At 40.5% G+C, this 22216-nt stretch carries 19 protein-coding genes; 9 read left to right on the top strand and 10 right to left on the bottom strand.

The window, feature by feature from the left end; genetic code table 11:
• From H6G86_RS06690 to H6G86_RS06670, 5 genes are all read right to left on the bottom strand, one after another.
• Nucleotides 1-230: chemotaxis protein CheB (locus tag H6G86_RS06690; protein WP_190933666.1), on the bottom strand; the 230-nt coding region annotated here is incomplete at its 3' end.
• 383 nt (nucleotides 231-613) lie between these two features.
• The gene (locus tag H6G86_RS06685) at nucleotides 614-1234 is read right to left on the bottom strand and encodes a type I restriction endonuclease (RefSeq protein ID WP_190933665.1); all 621 of its coding nucleotides are present in this window, start codon (nucleotides 1232-1234) and stop codon (nucleotides 614-616) included.
• A 68-nt stretch (nucleotides 1235-1302) separates the two neighbouring features.
• Nucleotides 1303-1503, bottom strand: coding sequence for an AAA-like domain-containing protein (locus tag H6G86_RS06680; RefSeq protein WP_313930614.1), 201 nt, complete (start codon nucleotides 1501-1503; stop codon nucleotides 1303-1305).
• Between the two features lie 159 nt (nucleotides 1504-1662).
• Complete coding sequence (locus H6G86_RS06675; protein WP_190933664.1) at nucleotides 1663-2727, bottom strand: serine/threonine protein kinase; 1065 nt, start codon at nucleotides 2725-2727, stop codon at nucleotides 1663-1665.
• Nucleotides 2728-2874: 147 nt separating this feature from the next.
• Nucleotides 2875-3768 carry an alpha/beta fold hydrolase gene (locus tag H6G86_RS06670; protein ID WP_190933663.1) on the bottom strand — a complete coding sequence of 298 codons (894 nt, stop codon included), beginning with the start codon at nucleotides 3766-3768 and terminating at the stop codon, nucleotides 2875-2877.
• Between the two features lie 164 nt (nucleotides 3769-3932).
• On the opposite strand from H6G86_RS06670, the gene H6G86_RS06665 reads away from it, so the two are divergent.
• Entirely contained in the window at nucleotides 3933-5618 is a 1686-nt protein-coding gene (locus H6G86_RS06665; protein WP_190933662.1) for an S-layer homology domain-containing protein, read from the top strand.
• Nucleotides 5619-5628: 10 nt separating this feature from the next.
• On the opposite strand, the gene H6G86_RS06660 is transcribed toward H6G86_RS06665, so the two are convergent.
• Nucleotides 5629-6066 (bottom strand): VOC family protein, encoded by a 438-nt coding sequence (locus H6G86_RS06660; protein ID WP_190933661.1) that lies wholly within the window; start codon nucleotides 6064-6066, stop codon nucleotides 5629-5631.
• Nucleotides 6067-6179: 113 nt separating this feature from the next.
• Between H6G86_RS06660 and H6G86_RS06655 the strand changes: the two genes are divergently transcribed.
• Complete coding sequence (locus H6G86_RS06655) at nucleotides 6180-6959, top strand: MBL fold metallo-hydrolase (protein ID WP_190933660.1); 780 nt, start codon at nucleotides 6180-6182, stop codon at nucleotides 6957-6959.
• A gap of 38 nt (nucleotides 6960-6997) precedes the next feature.
• On the opposite strand, the gene H6G86_RS06650 is transcribed toward H6G86_RS06655, so the two are convergent.
• Nucleotides 6998-8008, bottom strand: coding sequence for a mechanosensitive ion channel family protein (locus H6G86_RS06650; RefSeq protein WP_190933659.1), 1011 nt, complete (start codon nucleotides 8006-8008; stop codon nucleotides 6998-7000).
• Nucleotides 8009-8115: 107 nt separating this feature from the next.
• Between H6G86_RS06650 and H6G86_RS06645 the strand changes: the two genes are divergently transcribed.
• The 7 genes from H6G86_RS06645 (at nucleotide 8116) to H6G86_RS06615 (ending at nucleotide 19843) form a co-directional block, all read left to right on the top strand.
• Nucleotides 8116-9036 (top strand): histone deacetylase family protein, encoded by a 921-nt coding sequence (locus tag H6G86_RS06645; RefSeq protein ID WP_190933658.1) that lies wholly within the window; start codon nucleotides 8116-8118, stop codon nucleotides 9034-9036.
• Nucleotides 9037-9165: 129 nt separating this feature from the next.
• Nucleotides 9166-13644 (top strand): translation initiation factor IF-2 N-terminal domain-containing protein, encoded by a 4479-nt coding sequence (locus H6G86_RS06640; protein WP_190933657.1) that lies wholly within the window; start codon nucleotides 9166-9168, stop codon nucleotides 13642-13644.
• A 314-nt stretch (nucleotides 13645-13958) separates the two neighbouring features.
• On the top strand, nucleotides 13959-14165 hold the full coding sequence (locus tag H6G86_RS06635; RefSeq protein WP_190933656.1) for a hypothetical protein: 207 nt from the start codon (nucleotides 13959-13961) through the stop codon (nucleotides 14163-14165).
• 567 nt (nucleotides 14166-14732) lie between these two features.
• Complete coding sequence (locus H6G86_RS06630; RefSeq protein ID WP_242064714.1) at nucleotides 14733-16643, top strand: phospholipase D-like domain-containing protein; 1911 nt, start codon at nucleotides 14733-14735, stop codon at nucleotides 16641-16643.
• 218 nt (nucleotides 16644-16861) lie between these two features.
• A complete protein-coding gene (locus tag H6G86_RS06625; protein ID WP_114084227.1) occupies nucleotides 16862-18151 on the top strand; it encodes a glucose-1-phosphate adenylyltransferase in 1290 nt (429 codons plus the stop codon).
• Between the two features lie 62 nt (nucleotides 18152-18213).
• A complete protein-coding gene (locus H6G86_RS06620; protein WP_190933655.1) occupies nucleotides 18214-18723 on the top strand; it encodes an AAA family ATPase in 510 nt (169 codons plus the stop codon).
• A 118-nt stretch (nucleotides 18724-18841) separates the two neighbouring features.
• Nucleotides 18842-19843, top strand: a complete 1002-nt coding sequence (locus tag H6G86_RS06615; RefSeq protein ID WP_190933654.1) for a DnaJ C-terminal domain-containing protein — start codon at nucleotides 18842-18844, stop codon at nucleotides 19841-19843.
• Nucleotides 19844-19889: 46 nt separating this feature from the next.
• Here the strand turns inward: H6G86_RS06615 and H6G86_RS06610 are convergent, their stop codons facing one another.
• The 3 genes from H6G86_RS06610 to H6G86_RS06600 form a co-directional block, all read right to left on the bottom strand.
• Nucleotides 19890-20552 carry a glutathione S-transferase family protein gene (locus H6G86_RS06610; RefSeq protein ID WP_190933677.1) on the bottom strand — a complete coding sequence of 221 codons (663 nt, stop codon included), beginning with the start codon at nucleotides 20550-20552 and terminating at the stop codon, nucleotides 19890-19892.
• Between the two features lie 61 nt (nucleotides 20553-20613).
• On the bottom strand, nucleotides 20614-21150 hold the full coding sequence (locus H6G86_RS06605) for a peroxiredoxin family protein (protein ID WP_190933653.1): 537 nt from the start codon (nucleotides 21148-21150) through the stop codon (nucleotides 20614-20616).
• A gap of 452 nt (nucleotides 21151-21602) precedes the next feature.
• A complete protein-coding gene (locus H6G86_RS06600; protein ID WP_069068387.1) occupies nucleotides 21603-22214 on the bottom strand; it encodes a peroxiredoxin in 612 nt (203 codons plus the stop codon).
• Nucleotides 22215-22216 lie beyond the last annotated feature (2 nt).

Genomic DNA, 22216 nt, shown 5'->3' with positions numbered 1-22216 from the left:
AGCAGGCTTTCATGATCAGGAGACAAATGCTGAATTAGCACAAACGCCATGCCCGTATCCGTTGGCAAATGGCGGATCAGTTCCGTAAATGCCTCTAGCCCGCCAGCAGAAGCGGCAATTCCCACCACTGGAAAAGGGGCATTGGTTTGGGATGGCTGATTTGGCTCCGAGTCTGGTTTGACGGGGAGTGAGTCGGATGTATCCTTGGGGACGGGTGACTCAGCAGACATAAATTGTATGGGAGTTCAATGCTCCTTTCAACAACACTGAACTAAGCAGTAGTTGAGCAATCGTTTGAGCAGGCTCAACAGCAGACTGCCTCAGTTCAACCAAGAAAGTTCGCAGTTGCCAGATTCCAGGAGGAAAAGCACCACGTCACTTCAATGATACGGCGTAAGTACACTTAGGTGACAACCCTCAGTCTGCCTGTTTTTGAGCTTAGAGCTTAACCGAACCGTATTGGGTCATAAACAATTAAAAATTAAAAATTAAAAATTAAAAATTATGAAATCGAGTTTTGAGGGTTTGTAGTAAGGACTTTAGTGCTTGGAAGATAAGGACTAAAGTCCTTACTACGAACTTGCTTACCCATCAATTTAAACTTGACATGCTACTACGAAACTAAATAAGCTAGACGTTTTAACACTTTTACCACAGTATTTAGGTCATCTCCACGATTAAGCGACAATGTGTAAGATAATTCATATTTTGGTGTACCCTGTTTCGTTAATTTAATAAATTGAAATTCTCGACCATTGGTTACAAAACCAAATGTAGGTTTATCATTACCAGGATTAGCCAACATATAAGCCAATGCTTGAGAAATTGCTACCTCCAAAGAATATTCTGCTCGTTTCGCCTCAATAACGAGAACCCAAAATGGAGGATGAAACACCAAGATATCAATACGTCCTCTAATAATTGTGCCTTCGTCTTCAGAAGAAATTCTTACCTCTTCTTCCGACGCAATGTAAAAAGGCGGTTGATAAAAACCTGCTAGACGCAATATTGGAGATAGCACCACCATTTTGACTACAGGTTCTAAAATTTGGTAGCGTGATAAATGCAAATATTCTGCCTTGACTTGGTTGAGAGATTGCTTTTCTAAGTCACTCAACTCAGGTAAATCTTGCTGCCACTCTGAAAAAAACTGTTCGTTGTCTGCACGTTGTAGCCCAAATTGATCGATGAGTTGGGCTAAGGTTATATCTCTTCCTTGAATAAATTGAACCATTGTTGATCCTTTTTGCTAAATGGTAATTGGAGATGAAAGCCTCCTTATTGCACCCCTAATCTACTTTCTTAATTTTTAATTCCCAAGCGATGCCTGCGGCGGGCTACGCCTACGCAAAAACATTGACTATACAATTTACACAGTGGCACTACTTTATTGCCTTGAAACAGAACTAACCCCATACTGCGGAGTTTTAACGCTTCAGTTGTGCCTACATCCACAGCGCGATTTGCCATCATCTGACGAGTATTTGAACCGGATTCATCCACCTTTGAACTCCGTTGACGAGTCTTTAATACTCGTGAAAATGACAGCAATTTTCACAAGGGTGGAATACATATAATTTTAGGGGCCCAATATATTGGGCCCCTACTCATGTAGTCTATTCAATTGCAAACGACTGTAATCCTTAGCCAGATGCAACCTAATTAATCTGAATTTCCGGTTTTTTGTTGACAACTTGCGTTTAAATCCAAGCTTTGACATTCTCTTGCTTCCAGCAATTGCCTAACCGCACTACCAGGCTGACAACTCATCAAAGTTGCCCCCATCGCAGCTAGTGTAATAACAGTGGCTAATCCCAGCACTGTAGCTCGTTTTCTAAGTTTGATTGTACTGATTAAATTATCTATTCCAGTGGCAGTACCAACAACCTCAATTGGCTCAAGTGCTTTTAAAGCAATAGCCGCATTAGCATAGCGACGGTTTCGGTTAGGTTCTACCATTGTCATTAACCACCATCGAAAACGCGGACTGATTTGAGGAACTAATTGCTGGAAATTAAAGCGGTAGTTATCATCAATTAATTTTCCAATATCAACAGAACGGGTATTAGTAAGTAAGCAAATTAGTGTTGCTCCCAAACTATATAAATCTGATGCCTCAGTCAGGGAATGACCAAACTGTTCTTCTGGTGGCATAAAACCTGGGGTTCCTGCGACAAAGCTGCTAAGAGCTATTTTTGCACCCTGTATCCTAGCTAATCCAAAATCAACTAAATAAGCATTTAGTTGCTCATCAACCAAAATATTCTCTGGTTTGATATCCCGATGAATAATTGGCGGAACTTGCTTTTGTAGATAAACCAAAAGCTCTAAAATTGACAGAGCAATTTGCTTAATATCTTCTGGATGAAAGCTGTTTTTTAAGCCTAAAGACGGGGCATTTTTATGCTCCTGTACCAGATAAAAAGCCCCTGGTATTTCAAAGGAATCTAAATAGCGAGGGATGCGAGAATGATTGAGTTGCTGCAAAATTTCGATTTCGCGCTGATATGCTTTCACACCTGACAAATCAGCATCGGCCCGAGCAAAACAAAACTCTTTAATCACTACCTGTTGCTTAGAGTTGAGGAGATTAGCTAAGTAAGTAATTCGTCCTCCTTCCCGGTTGCGTCCCAGTTCGCTGATAACTTGATAGCCTTGTTGAGAAAAATCTGGATGGTGATTTGAGGGAATTACCTCTTTATGTCCATTACGCACATCAAGCTCCATTACACACCATACGAGTTTGATTCTGTCAAGATGCAATTAGAAAGATTAAGAGCCACTCACCCAGATTGTTAGCTCCATTTCTACTCTGCATAGGCCAAGACGCATGGACAGAAAATATCTTTGTATTTGCGTCTTGGCATAAAATTACTAATTTTGCGTTAGCCAATCGATAATCTGAGCATTGACAACATCTGGAACCTCATCGTGCGGACAATGACCGGCATTCGGAATGGGGACTATTTTGATTTCTTTGCCATTCTCACGCGCCTCTTCGTAAATCTTTGCCCCGGTAATTGGTGTCCAGGGATCATCAGCACCCCAAATTACTAATAGAGGACGTTCTACTTTGGGCAAAAGTTCCTCTGGGCTTGGGCCAGGAGGGGCTGTGAGAATGGAAGCGAAGACTTGTTGCGCTCCTGGGTCGCAAGAGGGTGTATAAAGTAAATCGACTAATTCATCGGTGACGGCTTCACGGTTCCGGTAAACTTGGTAGAGAGTACGGCGAATTTGGGCTTTTTGACGGATGCGGTTATAGACAAATTTACCTGTAATTGGCGATCGCACAAACCGATTAAAAGCTGCCATCACCATCCGTAGCGGTGGATTCAGTTCGTGGGGACGATGACTCAAGCCACCCGCAGAGTTAATTAAAATACCACCAGCAGCAATTTCTGGATGTTCTACCAGGACAATTAAGCTCAAAAGTGCGCCGATGGAGTTGCCAATAAATACAGCAGGTTCGTGTATATGTGCTGTGCAGAAATCTTTCAGCAGTTCCACCCAAACTTCCACGCTGTAATCAATAGGCGCTTTATCGGAACCACCAAAACCTAAAAGGTCTATGGCAAATACTTGGTAGCCAGCATCAGCTAAAACTGGGATATTTTTACGCCAGTGTCCAATGGAAGCACCGAAGCCGTGAACCAGTACCATAGGTCGTCCAGTACCCATGACAGTGTACTGAATTTTGTAGCCCTGCCAAGTCCAAATGAATTTTTCAAAAGCGTCTTGAGTTGCAAGCTGTTGTGTAGTTACAGTCATTAATAAGATTCATAAAGTGTATCTTCAAATATATTAATGTTCTCTGACCTCATAACTCGCCACTGATTAGATGTTAGTTTCATCCACGCCAAGGGATTAATGAGTCAAGGGATACCAAATACCCCTGTGATTTTTTAGACGAATGGTAGTGTGAGATGAAATACATGAATCAAAGTTACTTTGCTCAAATTAGCCAATTTGTTCTAGCTGCAACCTCTGTGGCAATATTTTCGCCAATAGCTTCTGCATCTGCAACTTCAGGGTTTGCTACCACCGTCGCCCAAATATCTGATAATTCCACAAGTCAACAACTTTTAGCCGATAAAAAAGTAGAAACTAGGAGTCGTACTACTATTGAGCGGCAAACTATCACTACAGAAAGCCGTAGTAGTGTTTCTACAAAAGGCAAAAAAACAGGTTTTAGCCTTGCCATTTGGGAACCATCCGGTAACTTGTCAGAGGTGATTGCTCGCATTTCTGTCAAGAGTAAAGGTGGCAAGGGCTATTTAAAAGAGCGGTTTTTGGGTGATTACAAATACAAGATTAAGCAAAAAGCAAAATTTGCTAAGGGGTTAAAAGCTAGCGATCGCATCGTCGTGCGATTGTATGATGTTCAAAACCGCTTTATTGGCTACAGCGAATTTGAATGTTTATCGGCAAATACTACAGTTAACCTGGTTTTGTCAGCTAAACCTACAGAATATCAAGTCGTTCGCACTGTTTATGGTGTTGATGCTGACCAAAACGGCACTATTGACGCAGGTACCACCACCTACGACTACTTCACCCAAGTCAGCGACCAACGTGTTAGTTTTCTGAGCAGTTCCCAAAGCTTCCAAGGTAGTCAGTTCCAAGTAGAAGGTTTATCAACAATTGCAGGAACCAGCGTGTATCCCGCTTCTTTCACTCAGGGTGAGTATGCTTTAGTGCGTCAGTCATTCATAAGCGTCTTTAGTTCCGACTTGGCAGAGGCTTTGCAAGCTACTCCAGGTAGTTTGGTGCAGGTGATTGAAGTCAGCGATAACTCTAGCTACGACATCAGCCAAATGCTGATGAATTATCGCCAAGTTGGGATGTCTCGCGCTCTCCAGGTTGGGTTTTCTGATGTTTCCACAGATTACTGGGCTAAAGATTTTATTGCCGAATTGGCCTCAATGGAAATTCTCGAAGGTTTTCCTGATGGGACTTTCCGCCCGGATGCACCAGTAACTCGCGCTCAATTTGCGGCAATGTTGCGGAAAGCGTTTACCAAGGGGAAAATTCGTCGAGCGATCGCTTTTAAGGATGTTTCAACTCAATATTGGGCTTACAATGCCATCAGCGAAGTTTATCAAATGGGCTTTTTAAACGCTGTTATTGGCAAAGGTTTCAACCCCAGTCAAAGCCTTTCTCGCCTTGACATTTTGGTAGCATTAGCGCAGGGATTAAATTATAAAAGCAGTGGTTCAACGGATACAATCTTATCTGTTTACAGCGATGCAACTAGTATTCGTAGTGAATATCGCAGTCTGATTGCAGCCTTAACACAACGCGGTATAGTCGTCAACTATCCCAATGTGAACTTGCTAAATGTTGAACGAGTAGCAACCAGGTCTGAAGTGTCTGCTTTGCTATACCAAGCTCTATCTAGCACCGGAGAGGTAGCAAGCATTTCCTCGCAGTATGTCGTTGGACAACAACAACAACAAGTTGCAGTGGAAGAGCAGACTGAAACTTCCACAGAGGGCGTAAAACCACGTCGCCACTGTAACCAAGGAATTGGTAATGGTTCTGAGGGATGTGACCCAGGCAATTCCCATCCTCATGGTGGCAGTAACGACGAAGGTGGACGCACCCCTGGTAAAAAGTAACACCATTTTTTTAAGAGACGCGATTAATCGCGTCTCTAGCTTGCTCAACTGTAAAACTAATTTCCTGACCATAGGAAATTTCCAGTGTATGACCATCAGGGTCTCGAATATAAGCCCAGTAACCAACCGGAAAACCCCAGTCATTTGGGCCATCTAGCAGTATTTCCTCAGCACGTGCCTCATTGCACAGGCGATCAATTGCCTCACGATTCTGATAAGCTACCCCAAGATGGGATTGTGGTGACAGTGAGCCTTCTACTTTAGCTGCTTTAATTAGGACAATTACAAAAGGTCTAGTTAGGTCACTAATCCAAGCAACATCTACGTGAGTAGTTTGATCGGTGCGACGATGCACAACTTTCATCTGGGCATACTTTGCATAAAATGAGATACTTGCATCAATATTAGTAACTGCAAGTGCAATGTGAGTAAAACCAAGATCAGACATAAAAAAAAACCCGTGTGTATACTTGACCGGACGAATGTAGGTATTGGCCTCAGTGCTTACTAAGAAAGCTGACACGATTGATAATGAAGGTAGGCGTTATCTTCACAAAATTTATGTTTTTAACTTGGTTTGACAGCAACTCTTGGTTACTGGAAATTGGTGGGAAAAGAATACTGATTGACCCTTGGCTGGTTGGTTCGTTAATTTTCAGCAATTTGGATTGGTTATTTAAAGGTTCGCGATCGCAAAATCGCCCAATACCAGATAATATTGACCTGATCCTGTTGTCTCAGGGTTTAGAAGACCACGCTCACCCACCAACGCTTCAGGTACTCGACCACAGCATCAAGGTTGTAGCCTCTCCCAATGCTGCCAAGGTAGTACAGCAGTTAGGTTATACCCAAGTTACAGTATTGGCTCATGGTGAAACTTTCACTTTAAATAATCAAGTTGAAATCAAAGCTTTTCCCGGCTCCCCCATTGGCCCCACTCTGGTAGAAAATAGTTATCTCCTCAAAGAATTGGAGAGTGGGCTAACTGTATATTACGAGCCTCACGGTTATCATTCTCCACAACTTCAGCAAGCTGTACCCATTGATGTAGTGATTACACCATTTATTGATATGACGTTGCCTTTGCTCGGGCCGATTATTAAAGGTAAAAATAGTGCTTTGGAAGTAGTAAAGTTGTTACAACCTCAAGTAATAATACCTACGGCGGCTGGTGGGGATGTGGCGTTTGAAGGATTGCTGATGAAATTGATTCAGACTAAAGGAACTGCTGAAGAATTTCGTTCGTTACTAGAGAAAAACAATCTGGCGACACGGGTACTTGAGCCGAAACCAGGCGATCGCTTTGAACTACCATTAGAAAAACGAGCATTAGCAATTTAAGTTGCACCTGGCCTTAGCGATTTCTAATCGCCAAGGCTTTATGAATTATCTTGCATATACACTTCTCTAATCGGAAAAGGAATTTGAATTCCTGCTTGCTGATAGCGTTTGTGTAATTTTTTCACAAATAAATGTTTTCCAATCCGTTGATCAAAGTATTCACTGACGCGCATATAAAGCGTAAAATCTATACTAAAATCATTAAAAGTATGAAATCTAATATATGGCTCATTGTCTTTTAATTCTGGTGCAATTTCTTGCATGACTTCTTTGGCAACTTCTACAGTCACTTTTTCAACTTGTTCCAAATCGCTATCATAACTGACACCCACATCCATTGTTAAAGTAATTTCTTTTGCAGGTAAATGATAGTTAGTGAAAATTGCCGAAGACAATTTAGAATTAGGAACAATAACGACATTATTGGAAATTTCTTTAATTGTCGTATTCCGCCAAGAAATATCTATGACATATCCCTCATGCCCAGCATCTAATTTTACATAGTCTCCGGTTCTAACTTGCTTAGAAATAATTAAGTAAAACCCAGAAAATAAATTTGCAAGTGTGTCTTGAAGTGCCAAACCGACTGCTAAACCACCAATACCTAAAGTCGTGATTATCGGGGTAATTTGAACACCCACCGTTTGCAGTATGATTAATGTTCCCAAAACTAAAACAGTAATTTTAGCCAGGTTAGAAATTAGTGATGTGGGAACCCCTTCTGTTCTGCGAATAAATAAATTCACAAAACCAGCAGTCAATCTTGCTAAAACTAGGGTTACTGAATACAGCAGTGCAATCGTCAGAACTTTTTGCAGTACTAATGCAATATCTGGTTTGATGGGTGCGCTCAGAACTGCCCAAAAGAAACCGCCAATGACAAACCAAATAAAAGTCATGCGGTGGAGAGAGTAAAATATAATATTCCCCCCGGCAATTCGTTTATTATTAACGAATATTTCCAGTTTTTTGAAGATAACTTTTTCACCAATTATTCCAGCCAGTAAGCCAGCTAGAATAAATGCTATGGGCGGAATCCATTCCATCATATTAATTTAAATTTGGAATTTTAGATTTACAAGAACAGCATTTTTACTGTGATTATGGCTAAATTTTACCTTGTTGTCGGATTAGCTGCTTGAGATTGTCTTTCCTTATGGACTTGCCAATTATTTACCACCCAGATTATATTGCTCCGTTACCTGAAGGACATCGTTTCCCGATGTCTAAGTTCCGACAACTTTATGAATTGCTGTTAGCTGATGGTGTAGCGAATCAAGAACAATTTCACACCCCCGAACGTCCGCCACTAGAATTGATAGAATTAGTCCACACCCCAAGCTACGTTCAAGCTTATTGCGAAGGAACCCTAGATCCCAAAGCACAGCGTCGTATTGGTTTGCCTTGGAGTCCAGCATTAGCGAATCGTACCTGTGTAGCGGTAGGTGGTACGATACTCACCGCAAAACTGGCATTAAGTCATGGTTTAGCCTGTAATACGGCTGGTGGAACTCATCACGCCTTTCCCAGTTATGGGTCTGGTTTTTGTATTTTCAACGATTTAGCGATCGCCTGTCGCGTTTTACAAAAATTCGGACTTGTCCAAAAAATCCTGATTGTCGATTTGGATGTCCATCAAGGAGACGGTACCGCTTATATCTTCCAAGACGACGACAGCGTTTTTACTTTCTCCATGCACTGCGAAGTCAATTTTCCTGGTACAAAACAAAACAGCGATTTGGATGTTCCTTTGCCGGTGGGAATGGAAGATGACGCTTATTTGCAAACTTTAGCGAATTATTTATCAGATGTGTTGTCTAAAGTCAAGCCAAACTTAGTATTTTATGATGCTGGTGTTGACCCTCATATAGGCGATCGCTTGGGCAAATTAGCCTTAACCGATGCGGGCATTTTTCGCCGCGAAATGCAGGTTTTAAGCACCTGTGTGAGTAGCGGTTATCCTGTCGCCTGCGTTATTGGCGGTGGTTATGCTGATGACATGAAATCTTTAGTTTGGCGGCATTCCTTGCTGCATCGTGCCGCTAGTGAAGTTTATCAGCAATACAAACTACTTTAAACGCAGAGGAACGCAGAGTGTTGCCAAATTTAATTCGTAGCGATTCGGATTAAAATAATACTTTGCGCTCCTCTGCGCTTACCTTTGCACCCCTCTACGTTTAAATCAAAACCCTCAATTGTTAACTGGATGAACAACGGCAAAGTCAGAGTTTACGAACTAGCAAAAGAATTAAATTTAGATAGCAAGAAGCTATTAGCAATTTGTGAGAAGCTAAAAATTGCAGTCAAAAGTCATACCAGTGCAATTCCAGAATCTGATGCAGAACGTATTCGTATAGCGATAAGTAAACTAATAGCAAAATCTTCAAAAACTAAAACCAACTCTGAAGATTGGGGCTATATGTTTATAACTTCAGCAATTGATAGTTTCATCCGCCATCTTGAAGGTGAAAGTGCCCTAAAATCATATTCCGATTTTAGAGAGCGGCGCGATCGCGCCAATGAGTTAATGTATGAATGTGTCGGAAAAAAGCCTTCTTTATTTTATGTGCGTCGCAAAGGCGCAGGGAAAGAGGCAAGAGAGGAAATTTGGGATTTGACAATAGCGACAGACTCCGATGATTTTCCATTGCCTGCAAGACTTGAGAAGCTCAGAAAAACATTAGGATTTAGAGCAGCTGTACAAAAAGATGGACGTGACGGTATAAAAATACTTTCGGCTCAGTTGTTACAACCCTTACGAGGACACGCCGACAGCTATGCTATACCTTGTCGCTTACGTTTACTGGCTAATCATCAGCATCATCTCGACATTCCGCCAGCGACATTGAAGCGCATCGCCACCGCGCCAGTTTGTGGCGAAAATGTGCCTACAGAAGATCAGCTGAAAGCTTGGAAAGCGTTTTTGCAAATTGAGGAAAAAATTGCTAAAGCACGTCAATTTTGTGTGCGTTACGTAAGTCATAACTATAACTTCAAAAGGCGGATTAGTTTTGAAATTGATGTAAATTCAGCCACCCTTGACGGCTTTTATCAAAATTCCCTCGAAGTAGATAATTTTTGGGAACGAGCAAGACGCACAAAAAACGAAGATTTAAAACTTTTTGAAACTGCTCCTGTCGGAAAAAATTGGATTAGCGGTCGTCAATTAGGAACTGTTGAAGAAGTTGATACGAATCGTTGTATTATCAGCCTCAGACTAGAACGCGACTTAGCTGAATTCATGGCAACAGAGCGCTATAAATTACCAGCTACCGGATTCTTATGTTTCGAGGCAGTTGGCGATATTCAGCAGATTCAGCGTAAGAAAAAAGCCTTAGATGATTTGAATAATGGTTACACCCAAAATCCATATTTAGGCAACTTTTTATTCGATGCTTCTCAGGCTAAACAAATCAAAAGCACTGTTGAACTTCAACCACAAGATTTATTATTATCTTCCGCTAATCCTGGGCAAAAAGCAGCAGTAGAAAAGGTACTTGCTGCCAAGGATCTTGTTCTTATCCAAGGACCACCAGGTACTGGTAAAACTACTGTAATTGCCGAGATTTGCTATCAAATTGCCCTTCGAGGTGGGCGTACCTTAATCGCTTCGCAAGCGAATTTAGCAGTAGATAACGCCCTGAGTCGATTAGTTCACAACCCAGTGATTCGGGCAGTACGCAAGGGGAGAGCCGAAAAAGTTGGGGAAGAAGGACAGCCATTTTTAGAAGACCAAGTTATTGGCAGATGGCTAGAAAATACAGCAACTGACTGCGAAAATAATATTACACAACGGCTCGAAAATATCAAAACTTTCAGTCAATTACTGGCATCAGCACAAAGATTCACACCCTACTTCCAAGCAGAGGAAGAATTTAGCCAGCAGCAAGCAAAATTCAATAAAAATAAGTTAAAGGTAGAGACAAACTTTAAAAATCAAGAAAAATCTTACAACGAAACCATAGAAAAACAGAACAACGTTGAATCTCTAATTGCAGGTCTAGAAAATATACTAAACACTGCACCAAATATAAATTGGGAAGCTCCAGAAGTTACAGATTTTTTGCCTCTTCTGAAGCCATACACAGAAGGTAATAGTTTAGTAGAAGAATTTTTAGTAAATGTTCGTCAAACCATCAAATATACTGATGAACTTGGCTTGGTACGTCCGGCGCTTGGTGCTTTTGGTTTAGCGGTTTGGTTGCGTGAAACTGTAGCAACAGAAATTTCTGGATTTAAATCTGCTTTTACTCATGCTCAAGAGGCTAGTCAAGCCATCTTAGAAGTTGCAGCATCAGTGGAGGTTGTCAAACAGAATTTTGCATTATTAAATCAAGTACAACCAGATTATCAGAAATATCTTGCCAAACTACAAAATCTACAGCAAACAATCCAGATTTGGGAAAATCGCCAACGGGAAATTGATTATATTATCTCAGCAGTAAAAGAATGGAAATCTACAGCACCTTCTCATCTATATCAAACTTTAAAAGATTGTCAGCAATCAGGTTTACCACTAACAGAAAATTTGGTGGACTTACCACTAGGTTTATTGATGTTTGCTAATACATTAAAATTACAAATAGTACCAAAAACTTACAAAATTAATCTGCCAGAATGGGAGCTATTGACAAAGGCGATCGCTTATGAAATAGACGGAGGTTTTACCAATAGACGGGGTAAACAGCATAATTTCAGCTATTTTTTACAAGAAAATTTTAGTCAGATTCCAATGGTGCTATCAAAGAGCGATCGCACCCAATGGCAAGAAACCTATCAACAGTTTAGCAATTATCAGCTACTCAACCCCAAACAGCGAAAATTACTGGTCGAAAATACCCAGGTTTTCTTAATTAGAATGCAACGAACTTATGGCGCATCATGGGAATGGAATAACATCGATTCTACTCTCACACAAATTACCCAAGAATTGTTAGATACTATTCTTGTAAATGCACGTCAATGCGTTTTAAAAGTCAAAACCGAAACTGAACAACAGCTTCAGTATTTACAAAGACAATTAAATGAACTTCAGAAAAATGAAATTAGCCAACAGCAAATATCCATTACTCAAGTTGAGGTAGAAAAAGCACAACAAGACGCTAATCTGCAACTTGGTAGAGTTATTAATATCTTGCAAGAACTTAATCAACAAAATATACCTGCTCAATTACGCACTTTAACTGATAAATATCTTGCAACCCAATCAAATATTTGGGAAAATCCACAAGAATTTTCAAATCAAGTGAATTATTGGGTAACTTCCATTAGTCAGCTTGAAACCTTAATTTCATCCTTAGAACCTTTTGCTGTGTTGGAGATGATTAAAAATTCTCTACACGAGCATTTATCAAAACTACAAGAAGAAATTGAAACTTCTCTACAGCAACTTCAAAAATTACAAATTAGCTTGCGTGAAATAGAAGAAAAATTACAACCACAGCCATCAGATAAATTAATAGAAGAAAGAAACTGGTGGTTGACAGAATGGCAAAGAATACCGGATAAGTTTAAACCAGAAAATTCTGCTGCTGACTTGTTTAATATAGAGTTATTACGCGGTATCAATATTCAGTTTGAATCTTGGCAAAATGAACTCGAAAAAGAAGAAAATTATCTCAAAAAATATCAGAATTTTGTTCAAGACTGGATAGGAAAATTAAGGCAGCCAACTGAAGGCGATAGCGACGATTTAAGGCGCATATATTTAGATAATGCCAACGTCGTTGGTATCACCTGCGTTCAAGCTGCAAATAGAGGTTTTTCGGAAGAATTCAAATCCTTTGATGTTGTCATAATTGATGAGGTTAGTAAGTGTACTCCACCAGAGTTACTAATCCCAGCTTTGAAAGGTAAAAAGTTAGTCATGGTAGGCGATCATCGGCAATTACCACCCATGCTTGACACTAGCACTTTAGAAGAAGTTGCTCAGACAATTGGCAATACACGAGACGAACTACAATTCTTAGAAGAATCACTATTTAAAAGTCAGTTTGAATCGGCTGATGAAAGCATTAAACAAATGCTAACGACACAATATCGAATGCACCCATTTATTATGGGTGCAATCAATCAGTTTTATGATGGTAAACTAGAATCTGGTATTTTGGAACCGGACACAAAACGCGCACATCATTTAGCAGGCGAAATTATCCAAGAATCTCAGCATCTTGTTTGGGTAAAAACGCCTATCGAGAATCAGTTTTTAGAGCAAAGAAGCGGAACTTCTTACTTTAATACACCAGAAATTGATGCGATTGAACGTCTGTGTAAGCAGTTCGAGACTACTTGGGTTGCTAAAGTTGCTAATGGTGAACCAAAAAAAGAAATTGCCGTAATTACGTTTTATGGCGCTCAATTAAGAAAAATTGATGAACGCCTACAATCTGAACTTTTCCCTTCATTAGAGATTCGTACTGGTACCGTAGATAGATTTCAAGGTATGGAGCGACCTGTTGTAATTGTAAGTATGGTTCGCAACAACAGTAAAGGAGATGTCGGATTTGCTAAGAAACCAGAACGGGTAAATGTTGCATTTTCTCGCGCCCAAGAACTACTGATAATTGTGGGTTGTCATAATTTATTTACCCACCAACCAGGTAAAGTCGGAAGTATGTATTCCGAAGTGTCAAATATCGTCAGTAAACATGAAGGTTTTGTTGATGTTTCTCGCCTTTTCAGTTAAACCTATTGATGACAATCTTAAGAAGGCTATCTATTGGGCAAATTAGCCTGTGTAGGTAGAGCTTATCCAATAAACTGTATCATCTTTAGCAGTTATGCTGATAAAATCAAGTCCTTCATTTGGCGTTACTTCTTCCCAAGATTAAAGCGATAAATAATATTTTCTTTCCTGTTTCCCTTACCTACAATCCCTTTCTCCCTGTTCCCTTCAACCAGGAATTATTAAAATACCAGACTTTTCTGGAAAAGAGATTATGACATGTGTAGTAAGAAAGCACATATCACTTGATGCTTAATTTAGCTCAAGGGGGTCTAATGATTGATCGCTTTGTAAATCTAATTTTTATCGATTCTTTCGCCCTAGCAATTAACCTCACATTTGGTAAATTGCTTCACACTAAAATCTGTAACTATTCATGGGATGGAATGGTAAGTGATGAGCTTTCAACACCAGAAAGTGGCGCTAGTTCTTCTAAATTGCCAGCATCCTTGGAGGAAGATAGAACTACTCCTATTTCATAAAGCCTGCTTAGAGACTATTTGTAAAGTAAATCTTAAGTAAAGTGGGTTAAGGCTTTGCTATTACGTACCGCATTACATGGCGGTGCGTTAGCACTCTGATAAAATTTTTTGTGACAAATCATCTAGGAATATGCACCTAACACACCGTACAATAATCCAATACAGTTCAGTTAAGGCTAAAACTCTTTGCCAAAGTCAATTTTTTTAACGAACCGCAAAGACGCATTCGCGCAGCGTCTCGTCAGAGAAGGACGCAAAGAGAAGAAAGACATGCTTAACTTAACCGTATTGTACAATAATCTTATTTTTACTTTATAAATAACCTCTAAGGTTTTGCGATCGCAACTTTAACCCGATTAGGAGAAAAACGCGTTACGGCAATTACAGTAGAAGTAGGAATTCAAAATGGAACACTGGCGATCGCGATTGCTTCTACACCTACGCTGCTGAATACTCCCACGATGGCCATTCCTAGGGAAATTTATAATGTGCTAATATTTGTCACTGGTACTGGATTTGCTTGGTAGGCTAGTCGTCGCCAAAGCTTATTGAAACCATAAAAATACTTTGCCTCATGGGTTACAAGTATTTGTACAAATTCAATTATCCAATCTTATTCCCTTGATGTTTCTCGCCTCTTCTGCTAAACCTATTGATGACAATCTCAAAAATTTTGTAGACGAAATAGAAGCGCAAAGTCCTAGTTTATCGGTTTTAGCAGCACGTCAATTCCGTTATAGTTTGCGTCAAACTAATATAGAAGTAAATATCAAAGAACCCCGCCAGTTTAACGTACTCGAAGAATTTATTATCCGCGCTGCGATTGAATTTCAACCTCCGCCAACAGAGGATGAATTAGCCTCTGTACTTGGACTGGATTCTATATTTATCAAAACTACTACTGCAACTCTTCGCTCATTACAAACTCTATCACCAACATCACCAATTACAGTTACTTCTGAAGGTCGCTCATTTTATGAAAAAGGGTCTGTACCACAGCCCCCATATCCTGTACAGCTTAATGCTATTACAGATCCTTTAAGTGACAAAATAACCTTTCAAGCTGAATCACTAAGCGAGACAGTGATAAAGTTGCCAGACTTGGCAGATTTTATAACTATTGATCATGCAATTGCTGATATCTCTTCTTTACAACTTGAGGAAATCCAAAAAAGTATTCAGGCTTCGGATTTAGCACTTCATATCCCAGAAGAGGGAAAAATCGTTACTTCTTATAAGGTATTAAATCCAACTCAAAAATTTTGGAGAAAGATATCGCTTTTCGTTATCTTCGATGCCCTTGAAGATAAATTAACTATCCAAATAAGAAATGGAAAACAAATTTTAGAGTCAGCATCAAATTGCTTAGAAGCTCTACATGCTCAAGGTAAGATATCCTTGCAAGCATTATGTAAGTTATCAACCGAAACCATCAATTTTGAACGTGAAGCCATTCTCAAACAGAAAAATACTGAAATAGAAGCTAGACTTGAAAATATTCGCCAAAAAGCCCTAAAAACTGCAACAAAAACTGGTAAAAAAGTAGATAATTCTCCAGTTGTAGGTGAAGTTGTACAGTTACGCGACGGACAAATTAGCCAAGCTTTCTCAGAAGTTTTGAATTCTGCTAAAAGTCAGGTTATTATTTATTCTCCTTGGGTGAATCAGGCAGTTGTCGATGAAAAATTTCTAATTTTGTTACAAAAATTAGCTAATCGTGGAGTTTGGGTTTTAATTGGATATGGAATTGCGCGGCGACAAGAAGATGAAGAGAAATCAATTTCGCCAGAAGTAGAGAAAAAACTGCGAGCAATAAAAACACCTGATGGTTTATCATCTGTACAGGTTTTATGGCTGGGAGACTCCCATATAAAAGAAGTAATAGTTGATCAAGAAATCCATCTGTGTGGATCTCATAATTGGCTATCTTATCGTGGTGATTACTTACCACGGGGTGAATCAGTTTATAAAGTCACAATTTTGCATCAAGTCCAGCAAGCTTATGAATTTCTTGCTAATCGCTTCCAAAATCAAGCTCAAAATTTATGGCAAAATGCTCTAAACAACCGCGATTCTAAACTGGCTGTGGAGTCTTTATATGTATGGGGTGCGCTAGGTATGGAAGACATTGCACTCAAAAACATACAGCAAAACAATTGGCTAGAACTTCTGCCTGTGTGGTTAAATGTGGCACTTCAAGGGTTAAGAACGAAGAATATACAAGCTGATTCAGAAAGTTTTAAAACTGCCCTTTCATTGTTGAGTCAATCTTCTATTGAAGAGGCTTTTCTTGAGTCATTGCAAGAAGTATGGCGTAAAGTTATCAATGCGATCGCAATTAACAATCCCAAAACTGCTTTAAAGTTACTTAGCGATGAAGTCTGGGCGCAGTTTCTACGTCTCAATATTGCCAAAAATAGTGATTCACCTGATAATTTTATCTCGCAGCATATTTTATCAAAGAAAATAAATAGATAACTATAGCAGTCCATCCGTGAGAGGTTAGAATAAAATTCCTTTTGTCAATCAGCTAAAATAATACAAACGTTCTAGTATTTTTACTTATCAGCCGCACTATCCATCATCAACAGCATTCTATAAAATTCATCCCTAAGAATCACACGATCCCCCTTACCTGTGGTGGCAGACAGTCCTAAACTGAAGATGAGAGTTGAAAGGCAGTCGGGAGAAATTTTGTGAAAAAAGTATTATCAATCATCCTTGGCGGTGGCGCGGGTACTCGGCTTTACCCATTAACCAAACTCCGCGCTAAACCAGCAGTACCAGTAGCGGGGAAGTACCGCTTAATCGATATCCCTGTTAGTAACTGCATAAATTCCGAAATATTCAAAATCTACGTCCTGACACAATTCAACTCAGCTTCCCTGAATCGTCACATCGCCCGTACCTATAACTTTACTGGTTTCAACGAAGGTTTTGTGGAAGTGCTAGCTGCACAACAAACACCAGAAAATCCCAACTGGTTCCAAGGTACAGCCGATGCTGTGCGTCAGTATCTATGGTTGATGGAAGAATGGGATGTAGAAGAATATCTAATCCTTTCAGGCGATCACCTCTACCGGATGGATTATCGCCAGTTTATCCAGCGCCATAGGGACACAGGGGCTGATATTACTCTCTCAGTCATCCCCATCGATGAGCGCCGCGCCTCAGATTTTGGCTTGATGAAAATTGACGATTCTGGTAGGGTAATTGACTTTAGCGAAAAACCTAAAGGCGAAGCGTTAACCCAAATGCAAGTTGATACAAGTGTACTGGGATTAACAAAAGAACAAGCCCTGAAACAACCTTACATCGCCTCAATGGGGATTTATGTCTTCAAAAAAGAGGTTTTGTTCAAGTTGTTGAGAGAAGGTATAGAAAGAACTGATTTCGGTAAAGAAATTATTCCTGATGCCTCTAAAGATTACAACGTTCAAGCTTACCTTTTTGATGATTACTGGGAAGATATTGGAACAATCGAAGCCTTTTATCAAGCAAATTTAGCCCTGACTCAGCAGCCCCAGCCACCTTTTAGTTTCTACGATGAAAAAGCACCAATTTATACCCGCCCTCGTTACTTACCTCCGACTAAACTTTTAGATTGCCATATCACAGAATCAATTATTGGCGAAGGTTGTATTTTGAAAAATTGCCGCATTCAACATTCAGTTTTAGGAGTGCGATCGCGGATTGAATCTGGCTGCGTCATCGAAGAATCTTTACTCATGGGTGCAGATTTTTACCAAGCTTCTGTAGAACGGCAATGTAGCTTGATAGATAATGACATTCCCGTAGGCATCGGTACAGACACGATCATTCGCGGTGCCATCATTGATAAAAATGCCCGCATCGGTCATGATGTCAAAATTATCAATAAAGATAATGTGCAAGAAGCTGAACGCGAAAACCAAGGTTTTTACATCCGCAGTGGTATCGTCGTCGTGCTGAAAAATGCTGTAATTGCTGATGGAACAATCATTTAGTCATTAGTCATTAGTCATTAGTCATTGGTTAATAGTTACAAGTAACAAAGGACAACGGACAAATGACTAAACTGTTTTTGCTGATTGGTCTTCCAGGTAGCGGTAAGTCAACTTTTGCAAAACAATTAATGACAGAATGCCCCCAGATGCCGCTGATTTCTACGGATGGCATCAGGGGGCAATTGTTCGGTTCTCAAGCCCTTCAGGGGCCGTGGCTACTGATTTGGCAGGAAGTAGAACGGCAATTTCAACAAGCTATTTTTACAGCAAATACAGCCATTTTCGACGCTACCAATGCCCAGCGCCGTCATCGCCGTGAAGTCATTGCTTTAGCCCGTGAATTGGGCTTTACCCAAATTATGGGAATTTGGGTGGATACACCAGTCTGGCTGTGTTTGGCACGTAATAAAAGGCGATCGCGCCGGGTTCCTGAAGAAATTATTTTGCGGATGCACCGTCAACTCCGAGATGCCCCCCCAAGCCTGGAAGAGGGACTAGACGGGCTGATCCGCTTATCAGAAAAATCGGAGTACGGAAATTGCGATCGCACGTTGAGCAAGAACCACACTTGATTTTCTATATTCTTTGTTAATTTAAAATCAGATTCTTTTGCTTGGCACTCTACCTAGCAATTAAATATCTGTGTTCTTAAAAAAAAACATAACAGTAATTTCTATAGGAGGCTAGTAGATGGCTGCAACCGACTTCAAGGACTATTACGCAATTTTGGGAGTTAGTAAGACTGCCACTCAAGATGAGATTAAACAAGCCTTTCGTAAACTAGCCCGCAAATATCACCCCGATGTCAACCCAAATAACAAACAGGCAGAGGCACGCTTTAAAGAAGTTAGCGAAGCCTACGAGGTTGTTTCAGATGTAGATAAACGCAAAAAATATGACCAATTCGGTCAATATTGGAAGCAAGCTGGTGAAGGTTTCCCCGGCGGCGGCGTTGGTGCCGATATGGGTGGCTTTGACTTCAGTCAATACGGCAATTTTGATGAGTTCATTAATGAGTTGCTAGGACGCTTTGGCGGTGCTGCTCCTCGTGGTGGAGGCGGGCGACAAAGTTACTCTTACCGCCCTCCTACAGGTGCGCCAAGTGGTTTTGGTGGCTTTAACGATTATGGGTTTCAAGATCCAGGTGCGGGTACTTCCCAGGATAGCGAAGCTATAATCACCCTAACTTTTGCTGAAGCCTTTAACGGCGTGCAAAAGCGCTTCAGTTTAGGTAACGAAACAATTGATGTTCGTATTCCATCTGGGGCTAAACCTGGTACTCGTCTGCGCGTGCGGGGTAAAGGTCAAATCAACCCGATGACTCAACAACGAGGGGATTTATACTTAAAAGTCGAACTTCAGCCGCACTCGTTCTTCCAAATGGAAGGCGATAACTTGGTGTGCGAAGTGGCAATCACACCAGATGAAGCTACTCTGGGAGCGTCTATTGATGTACCCACTCCCGACGGTTCAGTTAATGTCAAGCTACCAGCCGGGGTACGTTCTGGACAATCACTGCGTTTACGTGGCAAAGGTTGGCCCCTCGCCAAGGGTGGACGTGGCGATCAGTTGGTGAAGGTAGCGATCGCACCACCAAAAGACCTCAGCCAACAAGAACGAGAATATTATGAAAAAATCCGGGCTATACGTACTTATAATCCCCGCAGTCATTTGCAGCAAGTCAAGCTGTGAAAATTTCCGATTGTAGAAACGGTAAAATTTACCGTTTCTACATTGATTAGGTCTGATGCCGCGTATTTCTCGCTACAATGACAGACTTAAACGCTTCCATTGCCTCTGGTGTAGACTCGGTAGCTTGCCACGATGGAAGTACAATTAAGCGATCGTGCCAAGCATTCAGTTTTGGATAATCTTTTAAAGAAATGCCTACTTCTGGCAGCCAGATTACTACAGTTCCAGCCACAACCTCAGCTAGAGTTAGGTTTTGACTACCAAAGTAAGGGCGATCGTCAAGTAAATTTTCGAATAATTTGAGTACTGTTGAAATTTTCTGCTTCGCCTGCTCGATTTTTTCGGGATTTTCTCCAGGTAAGCCTAATATCTGAGGTAAAAATGTGGTGGTTGCTGGCAAAAGCTCATTTACAGTTACCAGTTGTACCATCCGTGCGATCGCTAAATCCTTGGCATCTTTAGGCAACATCGCAGGTGTGGGATATTTTGCCTCTAAATAGTCCAGGATTGCTAAAGATTCCACGACATTAAAGCCATCATCCACCAAAGCTGGAATGTGGTGGAATGGGTTAATTGCCAAAAACTCTGGTTTAAACTGCTCCCCATCCAGCTTTATCTCTACTAATTCAAACTCAAGTCCTTTTTCCAGCAGAGTAATCCAGACGCGGCGAGAGTTAGGAGAAATAGATGAATGATAAAGGGTCAGCACCATAAAACCTCACAATTTTATCAGTAGAGTGGGTATTGCCAATCAATTTTACACCTTATACTCAATTAAATTGTTCTAACAAAGTCTCAACACTAGCATTGTGATCCAGAAAAGAAAATAAATGCCAGTAGCTGAGTTTTCCTTCTTTATCTAATACAAACTGTGCTGGTAAAGGCGCTCCTAGTGCTTGTCCTACTTGATAGGTACGAAAAACTCGACAACTGGGATCGCTCAATAACGGCATTTTTAAGCCTAAATCTTTCACAACAATTTGACTCTGCCGTTCATCGGTACTAGTAATCATTAAAACTTCTATATCGCGATTTTTAAATTGCTCATAGTTCTCATTCAAGGCTTTGATATGAGGAAAACAAAATGGGCAATATTGTTTTTCAGTAAAGATGCGAGTAAAGGCGAGTAAGACTGGTTGCTTGCCTTTATAATCAGACAATTTTACTAAAGTTCCGTTGGTAATATCTGGCAGTTGAAAATCAGGCGTTCCTACTCCAAACCTGAGTTGATTTCTAGCTGGAACGGGTAAAAAATTGCGGAAGAATCGCTCATTTAATAAGCCACTAAAATCAGTTGAAGTCAACATATTTTTAACCCTAATTATTTAACTGACTTTTCACAGCATCTAGAAAACCTCACTTCTATTTCTCTCTCCTAAAAGAAAAGAGACTTTGAATTTTCCCCCTTCCCTCATTGGGAAGGGGTTAGGGGGTTAAGTTTTTGGTAGACTTTTCCACATAACATGAAAAATCAGAATTATTTAAATACGTAAGAATTCAGCACCCAGGAGTCAAAAGCCAGAATATATAAGGAGTTTATTAAAACTAGGATATTTCTTTATCAAGTCTTTATTTGATTCTTTAACTATTCTGACTTCTGAATTCTTACTCCTGAATTCTTACTTAAATACTATTTTATGAAAAAACCACAGATAGATACAGAAGTTGACACTGTTTCATGTGTATCTCTGTTTATCTGTGGTTTTCATTGATTTTGCTCTCAACTCCAACAACTTAGATTAGAGTTTGCTAACGGAATTTAGACAGCAGAGAAGTAAACTTTAGACTTCACTGGGTCAGGATTCATTGTCTTGTCACCAGGTTGCCAACCAGCTGGGCAAACTTCATCGGGGTGAGATTGAACATACTGAATTGCTTGTAATGTCCGCAGGGTTTCATCAACGCTGCGACCAAAAGCTAGGTTGTTGATGGTAGCGTGCTGTATGATACCATCTTTATCGATGATGAACAGACCACGCAAGGCAATGCCGGCTGCTGGGTCAAGAACATTGTAAGCGGCGCTAATCTCTTTCTTGATGTCTGAGACTAGAGGATAATTCAGGTCGCCGACACCACCAGACTTACGATCTGTTTGAATCCAAGCGAGGTGGGAGAATTCACTGTCAACGGAAGCCCCAAGGACTTCAGTATTGATTTTCTTGAATTCTTCGTAGCGATCGCTAAATGCTGTGATTTCAGTAGGACAAACAAAGGTAAAGTCTAGTGGGTAGAAAAACAGGACGACATACTTACCGCGATAATCGGAAAGTTTGATTGTCTTAAATTCCTGATCTACCACAGCCGTTGCTGTGAAATCGGGAGCTTGTTGGCCAACGCGGAGGCTTCCTTCGGTTCCGTAAGTAAGGGACATTA

The sequence above is a fragment of the Nostoc sp. FACHB-133 genome, assembly GCF_014698055.1.
In the GTDB taxonomy this organism is placed as follows: Bacteria; Cyanobacteriota; Cyanobacteriia; order Cyanobacteriales; family Nostocaceae; genus Nostoc.
Note: the sequence above shows the minus strand (reverse complement) of the source record. Positions and strands in the feature narration are given on the sequence as shown.